11 protein-coding genes are annotated in these 13,937 nt (G+C 43.6%); 4 read left to right on the top strand and 7 right to left on the bottom strand.

Features of this window, described 5'->3' with window-relative positions; translation table 11 throughout:
• Positions 1-316: 316 nt before the first annotated feature.
• The 7 genes from ACJJIY_RS20515 to ACJJIY_RS20545 form a co-directional block, all read right to left on the bottom strand.
• Positions 317-520 (bottom strand): hypothetical protein, encoded by a 204-nt coding sequence (locus ACJJIY_RS20515; RefSeq protein WP_445358718.1) that lies wholly within the window; start codon positions 518-520, stop codon positions 317-319.
• A gap of 179 nt (positions 521-699) precedes the next feature.
• Complete coding sequence (locus tag ACJJIY_RS20520; RefSeq protein WP_444895065.1) at positions 700-1,650, bottom strand: IS5 family transposase; 951 nt, start codon at positions 1,648-1,650, stop codon at positions 700-702.
• Positions 1,651-1,653: 3 nt separating this feature from the next.
• Entirely contained in the window at positions 1,654-2,376 is a 723-nt protein-coding gene (locus ACJJIY_RS20525; protein WP_445358719.1) for a hypothetical protein, read from the bottom strand.
• A 772-nt stretch (positions 2,377-3,148) separates the two neighbouring features.
• Positions 3,149-3,910, bottom strand: coding sequence for a LytR/AlgR family response regulator transcription factor (locus ACJJIY_RS20530; protein WP_445358720.1), 762 nt, complete (start codon positions 3,908-3,910; stop codon positions 3,149-3,151).
• The gene (locus ACJJIY_RS20535) at positions 3,898-4,710 is read right to left on the bottom strand and encodes a sensor histidine kinase (protein ID WP_445358721.1); all 813 of its coding nucleotides are present in this window, start codon (positions 4,708-4,710) and stop codon (positions 3,898-3,900) included. Before ACJJIY_RS20535 ends, ACJJIY_RS20530 begins: the two co-directional genes overlap by 13 nt.
• Before the next feature lie 207 nt (positions 4,711-4,917).
• A complete protein-coding gene (locus ACJJIY_RS20540; protein ID WP_445358722.1) occupies positions 4,918-6,087 on the bottom strand; it encodes a hypothetical protein in 1,170 nt (389 codons plus the stop codon).
• 145 nt (positions 6,088-6,232) lie between these two features.
• Positions 6,233-6,868 carry a CHAP domain-containing protein gene (locus ACJJIY_RS20545; RefSeq protein ID WP_445358723.1) on the bottom strand — a complete coding sequence of 212 codons (636 nt, stop codon included), beginning with the start codon at positions 6,866-6,868 and terminating at the stop codon, positions 6,233-6,235.
• Positions 6,869-7,248: 380 nt separating this feature from the next.
• Here ACJJIY_RS20545 and ACJJIY_RS20550 point away from each other — a divergent pair, with 380 nt between their 5' ends.
• The 4 genes from ACJJIY_RS20550 to ACJJIY_RS20565 all read left to right on the top strand — a co-directional run bounded on the left by ACJJIY_RS20550 (position 7,249) and on the right by ACJJIY_RS20565 (position 13,914).
• The gene (locus tag ACJJIY_RS20550; RefSeq protein WP_445358724.1) at positions 7,249-8,838 is read left to right on the top strand and encodes a VCBS domain-containing protein; all 1,590 of its coding nucleotides are present in this window, start codon (positions 7,249-7,251) and stop codon (positions 8,836-8,838) included.
• A 22-nt stretch (positions 8,839-8,860) separates the two neighbouring features.
• Positions 8,861-9,157, top strand: a complete 297-nt coding sequence (locus ACJJIY_RS20555) for a hypothetical protein (protein WP_444896582.1) — start codon at positions 8,861-8,863, stop codon at positions 9,155-9,157.
• Positions 9,158-9,733: 576 nt separating this feature from the next.
• On the top strand, positions 9,734-10,816 hold the full coding sequence (locus ACJJIY_RS20560) for an efflux RND transporter periplasmic adaptor subunit (RefSeq protein WP_445358725.1): 1,083 nt from the start codon (positions 9,734-9,736) through the stop codon (positions 10,814-10,816).
• Entirely contained in the window at positions 10,813-13,914 is a 3,102-nt protein-coding gene (locus ACJJIY_RS20565; protein ID WP_445358726.1) for an efflux RND transporter permease subunit, read from the top strand. The genes ACJJIY_RS20560 and ACJJIY_RS20565 overlap by 4 nt, the downstream gene beginning before the upstream one ends.
• Positions 13,915-13,937: the final 23 nt, after the last annotated feature.

Genomic DNA, 13,937 nt, shown 5'->3' on the forward strand with positions numbered 1-13,937 from the left:
AGATTACCTAGCATCCAAATATCATTCAGGACAGTGCGATGAACTGTCTCTGGAGAGGATAAGAGGCAAAAACTTATGCTGAATGGCTCTAGAGGATGGATAGGTGGAAAATTACTGCACGCGAAGAGATACTATCGTTAAAGCGTCTAAACTCAGGAGAGAGTACCAATTAGTAAAGACTGCATAATCGCCAAAACATTGAAGACTTGGTATCTAAATTGATACTAATAAGAGTGCGCGATGCACATAGAGTGGATACAGACCAAAAGAGCAGTTCCTTTGATCTGTATAAAATATCAAATGAAATTTACAAAGACTAATCCACCATTGCAATATGGGTGGTCATTTCACCGACAGACTGTCCCAAATTATTTGTAGCTATAGTACGAACAATAAAAACATCGTTTTCAACATCTAAGAGTTCTACTTTTATATCTACATCTTGTCCTGCCAGCGCTAAGTTGTCCGCACACAAATCCGCAGAGGTAACAATAAATCGAGCACTATCTTCACCTTTCAACCGCCTCAAAAATATACAACATGACTTAAGGACCCTCTGATCAACGAAGCATTTTTCCAGAATTAAGCTGAGCTGCTTGAAAAATTCACTTTATTACGCACAAACGCGTAATTTGCGCGTAATAGTCCACTAATTTTTCATCTGAAACCCTCAATAGGTGGATTTCAGGCGAACCACCCCTAGGCAGCCAAGTATTTTCTCCCTATTATTAAGTTGGTAAAGCCTGCCAGTAAGCACAGCCTCTCAGTATTTTTTACCAGTCCCCGATAGCGGACCTTGTCATAACCAAATACCCGTTTGATGTAGCGGAAGGGGTGCTCGACCTTCGCTCTTATCTGCGCCTTGATCTTTTCCGCTTTACGAAGTGCATCACGCCCTGGAAGAGTTTTTAGCTTGCTCGGCTTCATTGCTATATACCAATCCGCCTCCCGCTCTTTCAACTCTTCACGTTTCTCCGCACCAATGTACCCAGAGTCTCCCCAGATTCTTTTCTCCTCCCCGTGGAGAACTCGCTCTGTAGTTGTGACATCATGCGAATTCGCTGCTGTTGTATCTATGCTATGTATTACTCCGAGCACATCATCAACCCCGATATGCATTTTCATTCCAAAATGCCACTGATTGCCTTTCTTTGTTTGATGCATTTCTGGATCACGTTTTTTCTTTTTATTCTTGGTTGAAGTTGGCGCAGAGATAATAGTGGCATCTACAATCGTACCTTCACGCAGTACCATGCCATTCTCAGCAAGATGCTTGTTGATTTCATCAAAAAGAGCTGCACCTAGCTGATTGAGCTCCAGTAAGTGGCGAAAGTTAAGAATCGTTGTTTCATCGGGAATTGGGCCGCTCAAAGTCAATCCAGCAAAACTACGCATGGATTCAATTTCATACAGTGCATCCTCCATAGCGGGATCACTGAGATTATAAAATAGCTGCATGCAATGAATACGGAGCATGACACTCAATGGATATGGCTGTCGGCCACGTTTGCCTTGTGGATAGCAAGGAGTGATCTGAGCTTCTAGTCGCTGCCATGGGATGAGGGCTTCCATTTGAGAAAGAAACTTCTCTCGGCGAGTTATACGGCGCTTTAGCTTATATTCTGCTTCGGCAAAGGTGACTTGGTGCATAATTCATCGTAGTCTTGATGGGTAGGTGAATATTACCAATATTGGCTTGGAATTATTCAGAGGTTCCTTAATAAGGCTCTGCGAGGCAATAGCAACGGGCAACGCTTTCACCCGATCAAAATGCCCCATGCACATTTCTGGAGTAACTCTACCGATACTTGCCGTCAGAGACATTAGATCAATATTATGTACATTAATATCAATACTTTTGGAGTAAGGATTAATATCGCTAACAACAGGAGTAATAGCATGGATACTATCACTATATATCTTATGGAAAGATCGCTGCCGCATTACATGATATTTCACGTTAAGTCGTGCCGCCACTTCACCAGCAGGGTCTAACAATTCAGCCTCAGCAACCAACTCTCTCTTATTGGTAAATACGGCTTTGGTTCGGGCCAGAAGGTGATCAGGGCGCATATCAGAAACAAAGCTATCATAAGTTTTCAAATCAGCTTTGCGCGCCAAGTAGTAATGCTTGGATCTCACTGGATTGGCCAAAGCGCCAAAACAAGAGCCCAAAATTGCCAAGTGTCGACCAATCTCCGCGACATCCATTAAACTACTTTCATATGTGCTTTGACATTGCACAGGCACTTTAGCAACAAGCCAGCCGTCAGCGTCAAAATGTAAAGCCTCTAGTGCAAAGTAGGGAGATTTCACCTCAATTAGACCCTCAACTCCTTCTACAGAAGAAGGGTCCAACTTAAAACTATCCAACATAATTATTCCATTAATTATCGGAGAAAATTCACACACAGGTACTCACAGCAGAATACCTGTCATTACAAGAGGAAAATAGATTACGCACTCTCTGGAAGAAGGCAGCATACATACCTTCCCAGCCATTTAAGAAAATGGCCTAAAATAGAAAAACCATAAAGAAAAATCTTAGCCTATTTAACAAGCCAAAAGAGCATAAAATAGACCTTCAGATAGAACCTCAAGCACCAGGCATGAACAAACTCAAATCCACCAAAATAGTTAATCTACAATTAAAAAAACACCACACCCCTCAAGTCGCGGGCAATTATGCCAATCAAACCCCTAAAGTAAATTACCGACAATTACAAAAAACAACCCCCTCAGCTCGCACAAGATTACTAGTCAATTCATTTAGCAATAGCATGTAAACATATAAACAAGCGTCCAAATTCAAACCCAAACAGCAACCACCCCAAAGTCTTAGCAATTGAAATCCGATTAAGTTTGAAGCTCGGCTTTAATAGTAATTCAATAAAGCCCATATCATCTTTAACGCTATAGTCTCTTATCGCAATCCCATCTTATCACCCTCCCTTTAATCAGCGGCAGTTGGAGCATTTAGATTAAAGATCTCTCGGTACCAAACCAATCTGAATGTCCGGCCATCAAAAATAAGGGCGGTAAAGTTACTAAATCTTAGGTAGCAGATATGAATCTCTGACATACATATCAACTTAATTGGAGGGATCAATTCCCCCCCTAAGTTAAGATAATTATAAATTGTTAATTGCTACATTGTTTTAAACAACGAAGCAGCCCTGCGACTCACCGTATATTGACGCCCGTCATCCATCACCACAGATACACCGCCAGTTATTCCACGGCATACTTTTTGAATGCGCTTCACACAGACAATTGTAGAACGGTGGATTTGCCAAAATAAATCTGGCTCCAACTGAACTAACAACTCCTTTAGTGGGGTTCTAATAATATGCTCACCCTGACCAGAGTAAACCGTCGTATATTTGTCCTCTGCCACAAATGCCGAAACCTCATCGCAGGCAATCAGATGAATATCTTCGCCTTTGCTTGCCTTAATCCAGCGAAGGTACTCGGGTCTACTTAAGGAAAGCTGTCTCAGCAACGCCTCAATATCAGGTCCTGACTTTAGGTTACCCTCTTCCCGGTCTCTCAGGCGCTGCCGAATACGATCACAAGCTTTTTCCAGCCGCTTGTCATCAATAGGTTTTAGCAGGTAGTCGGCTGCCTCATGCTCAAAAGCACTTACAGCATACTCATCATAGGCTGTGATAAATACAACAATAGGATTTGTTTTTAATTTGTTAAGAGCCTCAGCAACAGCCAATCCATCCATTCCAGGCATGCGAATATCGAGAAAAACTACATCAGGCTCCTCTTGTTGGCATAGGGCTAACGCCTCGCGGCCATCACAGGCTTTACCAGCAATCTCAAGCTCAGGAAAAATATCGGCAAGCATTTGGTCAAGATGGTGACGCAATAAAGGCTCATCGTCTGCAATTATGGCACGCATGGAAACTCCAAACGGGCAGTTACCCCGCCCTGATTATTACTTTGAATCAGTAGCTTACCACGCTCTTGGTAAAGGGTGGAAAGTCGCTCCCTAATATTGCTTAGCGCAATCCCATTATGTTTGCTGGGGTTAAGTTTATTAGCTCCAGTAGCGAGCCCCACACCATTGTCTTCCACCTCAATAACCCACTGGTTTTCTTTCTGCTTCACCCGCAACCTGACCAGTCCACCTTTAGCAGCAGGCTCAATGCCATGAAAAATTGCATTTTCGACTAAGGGTTGCACAAGTAACGGGGGAACAAATGTCTCTAAACTCACATCCCCTGATAAATCAACTTCATACTCTAACCTTTCCCCCAGGCGTATCTTTTGAATCTCTAAATAGCATTTCAAACTGCTAAGCTCAACCTTTAAAGATACCTGATCGGAACGGGATTTTTTCAAGCTAATTCGCAAGAGATCACTAAAGTTATCCAGTAGGTCTTCTGCCTTTTGAGGGTCGTGACGAATTAGCATTTTTAGATTGGCCAGAGTATTGAAAAGAAAATGAGGCTCTATCTGGCTTTGCAGCACTTTTAGCTGGCTTTGAGCAAGAGTCTTTTGTTGTTCAAGCTTTAACAATTCAGCTTCCTGACGTTCCCTCTCAAGCTGGTGAGATTGCTCCCGGTTAAGATGAACTTGATAGAGAAAAATGGAAAGAAGAATGGCAATAACTAAAAAATCAAGTGCCCGAAACTCCCCAAAACCCGATATCCACCACCAAGCATGTAGAGTTCCCAGTACAGTTGCCGCTAAACTCACTACCGCATACTTTACTTTTGAGGGCCAGGTGGGCTTGAAAAACTCGACTACCTGCCTCGTGGATGTCGCTATAAATCCATACGCCAGAGAAATTACGCCGTGAACTGCATAGCTCCCCCCCCAGATAGCCTGGGTAATTACCGCCACCACCACACAAATTATCAATGTACGTAAGCACTCTCTTAACAGATTCACCCTTAACTCCACTCAAAAAACAATAGTCGTACTCAAGGTAAATACAGCCTGGTTTTGAAGCTGCGCAAAAGCAGACTCATCAGGACCAGCAAAATATCTTACGGATGTTCCAAGTACCCAATCGTCCGCCATCTCCCTCTCACCCCCGATAGTTAAAATAAGGCCACCATCTTCAGGCGTGTATATTAAATCTACTTTTGGATGGTACTCATTATTGGTAAGCGTCCAATGTAAAAGTAAATTGTGCCTCAGGGTATTATCACTTAAAAAGGCCATTGCTGAGGATTGGCGGAGGCCATCCCACTGCACTCCCTGATTTTGGTACCACAAGCTGTTATCAAACACCTGCTCCCATTCGCTTTTCCCCCAGGCCCGACTATCAAACCAGTACTCTAAAATAACCGAATGCCCAATGCTGTTTGCCCATGTCATCCCTATAAGAGCTTGCCAGCCATCATCCATCTGCTCCTGTTTTGGCATAGCCGTCAAAGCTGGGGCTCGCCAGCGCCAGTATTCTTGCTGGTAGCGCCATTCTGTATGGATCTCCCATTGCTCTCCATAAGTATTAACCCAGCTTCCCCCTAAGTTCATACCTCGCTGATCATCCATGTAACCCAGTAACTGCCACTCGGCACTAGTTCCAAGCTGATACCAGCGCATGGCAAATCCCTTTGGGTGGTCACCCCCAGAGGCCTGGCTGATACCGGCATCCACCAGCATTACACTTAGCTCTCCATTCTCAGTGAAACGACTGGCAGACACCACCCCAACTCCTTCGCTCACTTGAAGTGATACCGGATTCCGCTCTATGGGTAGAAACCAATCCAGCGGTCGATGACCATAACCAACACCAAAGTCCAGGCGGCGTTTGCCCAGCAACCAATCCCAGTCCTGCCAGCTCACCTGCCAGAAAAGCTCCTCAACTACCAACTCTGAGTCTTCACTGCCACCGCGCTCTGCCTGGTGGAATGCAGAGATCTGCCCTTCCCAAGCTTCATACTGTAGTGCCCCCTGTAGTAAAGCTTGCCGAGACACACTTGATTGCGCCTCAAAAAGTGAGCTATCAGAAGCGCGATCATAAGCGGCTGTCATCGCCAGCTCCCACTGTGATTCAAGGGCATCCGCCTGGCTAGTAGCGCTACCAATCAGTAGAGATAGCGCCCAAAGAGAATATAGTTTCATAATTGCCTCCATTCGTGGGAAGCACACTACCAACCTTCCAGGCCCATACCATCGGATAAGACCAGCGGTACTGGAATCAGATAAATGGCTTTTGACCGAGATTAATGGAGGGGGTTTTCCATTAAATAACCCTCTGAAAAGTTGATCACTCTTTGCGCAACCATCCGAGAATACGGTTATTCTCTACATACCATTGCCCTGAGGGCATGAAAATAAGTGGGTAACGCTCTCGGGAGGGAGAAAATGGACCCGCGTTCTGCTGAATAATCTCCAGGGTAGCATTCTCTATATCTACCATAGAAACGATAGCTACATGGCCATAAGGGTTAAAAAGGGAGGGGCTATAAACAACGATATCGCCAATATTCGGAGGGGTATTACCTTGGTTGTGAAACTGCAGTAATCCTCTTTTGGTATTCACACTCCCGTGCTGGACTGTCAGGTCAAAAAAATCTCTAGCATGTCCAAATGTATCCGGCATTCGATGCCCAAATCGCTCGTAATAATAGCGCTTAACAAACTCAACACACTGGTACCTTAGACCAAGATTATAACCGTCTTCCGAGGTGTTGCGCTCTTCAACATTATTAACTCCTCCATTGTAATAAACTTCTACCCCATGAAGTGAGTCTATAATCTCTCCGACAGAATAAGCTGTATTAAGGTTTAGGCGAGTAGCCAGTTGATATATCACGGCGATCAAAAGTCCTATACCGGCCACAACAACAATTAACCTACCCTTCCTTCCACCTTCTTTGATTGTTTCAACGAAAGACAACATCCATATTTCCCTCTAATCAACCCCAACTAAAAACACCCCAATTTCAGACTCCCACCTGTGCAAAAAAGCAAATGGGGTTAAGTGCACTCTACGTTCAAATATAGGTCTCATTCCTTTATCCTACTCATTACACCTAGTTAACTTTTTGAACCCTGTCATCAATTGCTCAAACGGGGTTCACACTACTTACAGGCGCTAATAGCAATTGATCCAACACCGTCACAACCTGCCAAAAAAGCGATAGCTATTTTGCCTTAGGTGACCCAGAATCCAAATATAGTTATTTAACTAATAATCAGCAGGAACCGGGCCACTGAGCAGCTGTCCATCAATTACAAATCGCCTTGCTCAATTAGATTAAGAAATACGTCGAGTTTGTCATGCCTGATACCCTAAAATTCCTTACAGCATTCAGTTTATCGGTTCTCCTTACAGCTTGTGGAGGAGGATCCGGCAGTAGTAATTCCAACGATGAGACTACTGAAACCGAAACAAGTACCGACGGCGGAGACAACAGTGGTTCTGATGATTCCGATAACGGGGACGACGACAGTGATGAAGAAACGGGGGGCTACACTTTTAACCCCAGTAGTCCCCTGGCATCACTTATCGTAGGGACACAAGAGTATGCCAGTGGCACTCTCAGCCTCGAAGATACCGATAGTAATAGCCCCACCTTTCAAGCCAGCAGTGTGGCCGGAAACTATGGGGATTTTACTCTCTATGAAAGTGGAAACTGGGAATATCAATTAAACACCAGTTCCCAGAATCTGAATGATGGTGACTCCGTAGAGGACACAATCTCTTTTCAGCTCACCGATGGTAGTGCCCTCTCTGTAGTGTTCTCTATTCAAACCATCGAAGCCACTGAAAGCAGCATTGTCTTTATCTTTATGAACTTCTCAGATGCCGCCGTAGGAGATAATCTCAGCATTACCCAAATTGCAAATATGGCTTTCAATGACACAGATTCTCTTGATAATGCCTACCATGAAAACTCCCTGGGACAACTAAAGTTCAGCCGCCATCTAAGCAATGACACCTCACTAGATCAATACTGCTACGGTGAAGACAATGATGAGAGCACTTCTATAGACTGCTTTACCTACAACATTGCCGACAGTCAGAATGGTGGTGTATTGAGCATCGAAGATGCGGAATCTCGCTCGGGCAGTGAATATAACGATAGCGGCTATACATGGAGAGATAGGGCAACCAGTTGGATCGAAAGCAATTACGTAGACTCCAACAACCAACCTGTAGAACTCAACGATTGGCGTCATCGGGTCTACATTTTCCCGGAAGCTGCGGCCAGTACTGGGCTGGTTGGCACGGGAGTCGCCTCTGTCGGAGGCCGCTGGAGCATGATAATTGCAGATAGTGATCAACTGATTATGGGCCATGAAATTGGGCACAATATTGGCCTGAGCCACGCCGGCAATGACGATAATAATGATGGGGATACCAACGATAGCGGTGAGAGTGAATATGGTAGTGACGGCTCCCTAATGGGCAATGCTTGGCAATCACGACTCTTTGGGAGCGGTCATCGTGACTATATGGGCTGGTATGACTCATTCCCCGGATACACTGAAACTATTGAGGCGGTCGCAGGCAGCACCACTAGTATTGAGTTTCAAGCCATAGAACTTACTGCTGGTGAGCTTAGTGGCGATCTACCTCAACTCTTAAAGGCCGAAAGTATTGGTAGCAGGAATGGAGAAAACTACTATTACATCGAATACCACGTCGAGCACGACACCCTCAACCCCCGTCCACACCACGAAAATGCGGTAACCGTTCACTATCTTAGCGGCACCAGTAATAACAATGTTACCGCCAACCAGGTAGCCACACTGTCAACTACCGGGGACAGCTTTACTGACTCATCTGCTGGGATCACTATTGAATTCCTAACCACTGACAACAGCAACAACTCTGCAACTGTTTCTGTAACTTACGATGAATAATTTAATGGGGAGTAAGACCGCAATGAAAAATCTACCCTTAGCCCTACTTCTCGCCCTTTCCTCTTCAGCGATTGCCGAAGAGACTGTAACTGGCGTGTTAGAGGAAGAGATCTCCGAGAACTTTCAAACAGGAGAAGTGGATCACCGCTTCTCCGTAAAAGACGAAACTACCGGTGACTACTACTTTATCGACGCCAAAGAGGCAAAGCAGAAAGGTATGCAATCTGGTGAGCGAGTACGTATTCATGGAGAGCGAGAAAACAAGCGGCGTTTTCGTATACGTGAATCTCAACGTCTGGAGTTAAGACGAGAGGAATAACGCCCTTTCTAACTATAATTTTAACTCCTACCACACAAATTCCGCATAGATCAATTCGGGTGTACAGAACATTATCAGTGCACCCGATTAACACAACACCAATTAGCCTAACACCTGGCCACCTCAGACCTAGATACATTTTACTGGCCACATTATTAAAGTTAATTATTTAAGTCTTATAATATCGGCACACCTTTACCATTTAGGTAAGTTACAAACAGACCTATTCAACTTACGCCGATAGAAAACCCGAGCAGGCAAGCCACTCTAATATTCACAACACCACTCCCGCCGCCATTTCCAGCTGGGCATATAAGCGCTGCAATATATGTAGTAGAAACTAGCCTCTGGCGCCAAAAGCATCCATTGTAAAAGTTAACATTTTACAAAATTCTAAACATGAACAACTCACCCCTTGTAGATTTCATCTTACCGCACCGAGATTGCAGCAGATAGCTCATCCAAATACCTTTTAGCCAAATATAATACTAAAGGCACTTCAGTCTCTTTAATTTTAAATACTAATTACCGCGCTTAAGCAATTAACTCAGAAATAAAACCGACCAGAGCCTCAGGATGAGAAACAGTAAAATTAAAAAGCTCTTTATGGGTAGCATCCCACCTATTCTGTTAATTATTGGCTCCAATAGCCTTGCCAACGATAGCCGCACAGTACTAGTAGAAGCAGCGCAACCCTGGGAGCAAGCTATTAGAACAAAGTTATTTTGCTCTGTATCATCCCCTGCCCTACATCAAATATCTAGTCACTCAGATGCTGAACTTATAGAAATAAAGCCTGTTGGCTCCATTATCAAAGCTGGTGAATTAGTAGCAACCCAGGATGGCTTTTATCTTTCCCAGCAAATGAAGATCATTCGCACCGATATTGAATTAACACAAAGCCAACTTAACTATGCAGAAGAAGAACTAGATAGACTGGAAAAACTTCGCTCCGCCGACATGGTTTCTCAGTCTCATTTAAATAACCTTAAGCTCAATGTGGACACCTATCAATTAACCAAGCAAAGACTCGAACAACAACTAAATACAGCTGAATATCGTTCTAAACGACTACTGCACTACGCAAAAACCGATAGTCAAGTTTTAAGCATAGAAGCTAATCCTGGAGAAAACCTCAACCCAGGACAAAGAATTATGCAGTTACTCCCACTAACTGAAAACCAAATTGAATGTAGTCTCCCTGAAGAACACATAAATAAAGAAAGCCTGCTAAGCAATAGCACCTTCAAAATTAAGGAGCAAGATATTGAACTCAGAAATATCAGCCATATAGTAAACCCAGAAACACAGAACTTTAATCTCTACTTTAAAGTAAACAGACAAAAATTCAAATCCTTACTGGTTGGGCAGCGATTTGAAATAACTATGTTTACCCCTTTCGCGGGTCATAGCGAGCAAGAATACATTACTAGAATTCCTAGTGACGCCGTAATTCTTGAGAGTGGGCGACAATATAAGGTTTGGACTCTAGACAACGACCAAAGAGCAGTTAGTACCAGGGTGCAAATAATAGATACTCTCGATAATTATTTTGTCGTACGCTCAAGCATTGCTCCCGGCGATCTTTTGATTGTACTGGGTCACGAAGGGTTGCAACTCAATGAAGCCGTTACTCCTACAAAGAGGGAAAACACATGAAGTCCCTGGAGAAATACAGCTCAATTATCATCTGTTGTACCTTTACCCTAATAATAGCCGGGGTTATAGCCGGGATAAATTTACCAAACGCCCTACTCCCATCCATTAATCGTCCACAAATTGCACTCGCAACCTCCTGGCCAGGAAAGACCGCAGAAGAAATTGAACAAATACTAATTGCTCCCCTAGAACAGGAGCTCTCCAGCCTAAGCCACCTAAAAGAATTGCAAACCAATGTTAATAGTAGCTGGGCTTGGACCGTAATTGACTTCCATTCGGAGGCAAATATGGAGAAAATGTATATTGAGGTCCTCTCCAAAATCAACCAAGTACCTAATTGGCCAACACAAGTTCGCACACCGGATGTATTCAATTTTGCAAATGGCGCAGGGGCTACGCTTGGATCTTTTTTCCTATATTCTGAGAAGCCAGCTACCGAACTTCAATTAATCGACGCGTTTATAAATCATGTAAAGCCAGCCTTTAGTAAAGTTCCTGGTGTAGAGTCCATTGAAGAAGCCGGCACACCCACTGCCCAACGGGTCGATATTGAGTTCGACCCGGAAAAGATGACTCGGTACTCTTTAACCATTAGTGAGATAACCGAAAATCTAAACAATTTAACGGATCGCTCGGGAGGAAATCTAAAAATTGGATCAAAAGATTATGCCCTTCATTTTAAGGGGCAGATCCCACTAGAGGAACTTTCAACGCTACCTATCGCAACACGAGAAAGCCAAATCATTCAACTCTCGGATATTGCTTCGGTAAAAGAGCGTGTAGCTTCAGATTGGTTATATTTTGCCCTTGAAGGCAATAGATCTCTATACTTCTACCTACGCCCTACCGAAAATGTCAATGTTCTAGAAACTATCGCCCAGCTCAAATCAACAATAGAAGAATTAAATGACGGAGAGTTAAATCGATTGGGGATGAAGCTCGCCATAAGCCGGGATGACTCCACGGGTATTCGGAATTCCCTCAGCCTGGTATACGGAAGCCTCTTGCTGGGATCACTACTCGCCTGCCTGGTCATTTATTGGTTTTTACGTAACCCCAGAACTCTAACCCTAATATTTCTAAGCATTCCCATTTGTATCTCTCTGGTGGTTCTGGGAATGTATCTTGGAAATAGAAGCATGAACGTTGTTTCACTTGCAGGGATTGCACTTTCTATCGGGTTAATGGTCGATGCAGCAATTATTGTCGTAGAAAATATTCAAAGACTGCGCAAGCAGGGTATAAATATTCAGGAAAGTATCACGCGGGGAACCAAAGAAGTTTCGGGCCCATTAGTTTCATCTACAATATCCAGTGTTATAGTATTCCTGCCCATTATTGCTATGCAGTCAGCAACAGGGCAGCTTTTTCAAGACCTGGCCTTCACAATTTCAAGCGCGTTATTAGCATCACTATTGTTTGCTCTACTAATACTACCCTCATTGGCCAGACACTTACTTGGAAAAGCAGCAGTTACTGAGGAGGGATTCAGTAGTATCAAAATCAATAAGGTGCTTGAATGGTGGGTGAAGCTTTCTATCCGTTCTGCAAGCAATCCTAAGCTAGCTTCCACTGTGATTTTGTTAGGATTACCCGTCGCACTCATTGCCACTTTCTTTTCTAGCCCTAACATTGATGTCCTCCCGGACCCTAAACAAAATATGGTCTCTGTTTATATCAACTTTGAAAGTCCTTTATCCTCAGAGACCATAAGAAATAAAATTGGGGAACGGGTCGTAAATAGAATTACAGCTAATAGAGAAGAAATAGAGAACCAAGTTTCAACCTATGGAATAATTTGCAACCCAAATAATTGCAATCTCTATCTATACACAAAAGGGGACTGGGATTTTGAAGAACTAAAGAGTTGGCTAAATGAAAAAGCTCTCTTTGGACTAATCGGGACTCGAATACATTTCAGACAAGGTGGTTTACTAAGGTTTGCCCTGCCCAATAACCGTATTAGCCAGTTAGATATCAAAGGGGCAGAGCTATCTCGACTACAGATGGCAGGGAGTGAGCTGATGAGTCATTTACGCTTAGAGTTTCCAGAAGCGCAAATTCAAGAAGGTAGCGCACTTCAAAATAGAGCGGTTCGTATTGAATTTCAACCCAAACTAGTACAATTAGCTCGTTTAGGTATTACGATATCGGAATTAAATCATCATATGATGGCTTTAACCGATGGAATATATATTGGGCATTTCTATACAGGGACCAACACTCTTCCTTTTTACTTTAAAGCAAGAGAACCGCAAAACCTTGAGATGCTCCTAAATACAGAGATACTGATTAACAATCATGGCTTTATTCCTCTACGAGAATTGACTGACGCCAAAATCACTCAAGCGCCAGCCAGTATACTTCGTGTTGGCCAGGAAGTGAGTGCATCAATAAACTTGACTCCTCCCGAAGGCGTTGCTATGAAGTCTTTTGTCGAGGATGTTGATCAATCTGTAAAAGAGTTTTTATCAGAAAGTTCCTACAATGATCTTCATACACAGTTTAGAGGTAGCGCCAATGAACTCAACCTGTTCCTCAGTGAATTTCTAAAGATTTTTGCAGCAGCTATTGCAGTATTGGCCTTATTATTGTATTTCGCCCAAAGGTCCGCAAAGTTAGCAGCAGCAGTACTCTGTGCTGTACCCTTATCTTTCGCTGGCGGAATGATAAGCTTACAAGTTTTAAATCTGTTTACTCCCCAAAGCCTGGATGTAATAACCATGATCGGCTTTGTAATCTTAATGGGGCTGGTAGTTAATAATGCGATACTATTGGTCAACCAATTTCATAAGTCATTGCAAAACGGAGCCAATCAATTAGAGGCGATATATATGGCTGCCAGCTTGCGTGTCCGCCCCATTATGCTTACAACAATTACCTGTATCTTTGGCAATATCCCTTTAGTGCTTAACCCCGGAAGTAGCGCAGCGATCTATCGCGGCCTAGCCACTGTCATTACAGGTGGAATGGTTTCTAGCGCCTTATTCGTCTTAGTTTTTATGTCCGCCCTACTTTCAACGAGTTTGTTTCGCACTATCACACCCGCCGCCACTCATAACCGCGACTTAAAACTCCCAGAAGCCACCACTGCATAATATCCAACAGGTGGCCTTAATTT

This window comes from Microbulbifer maximicatervae (SeqCode), assembly GCF_052468155.1.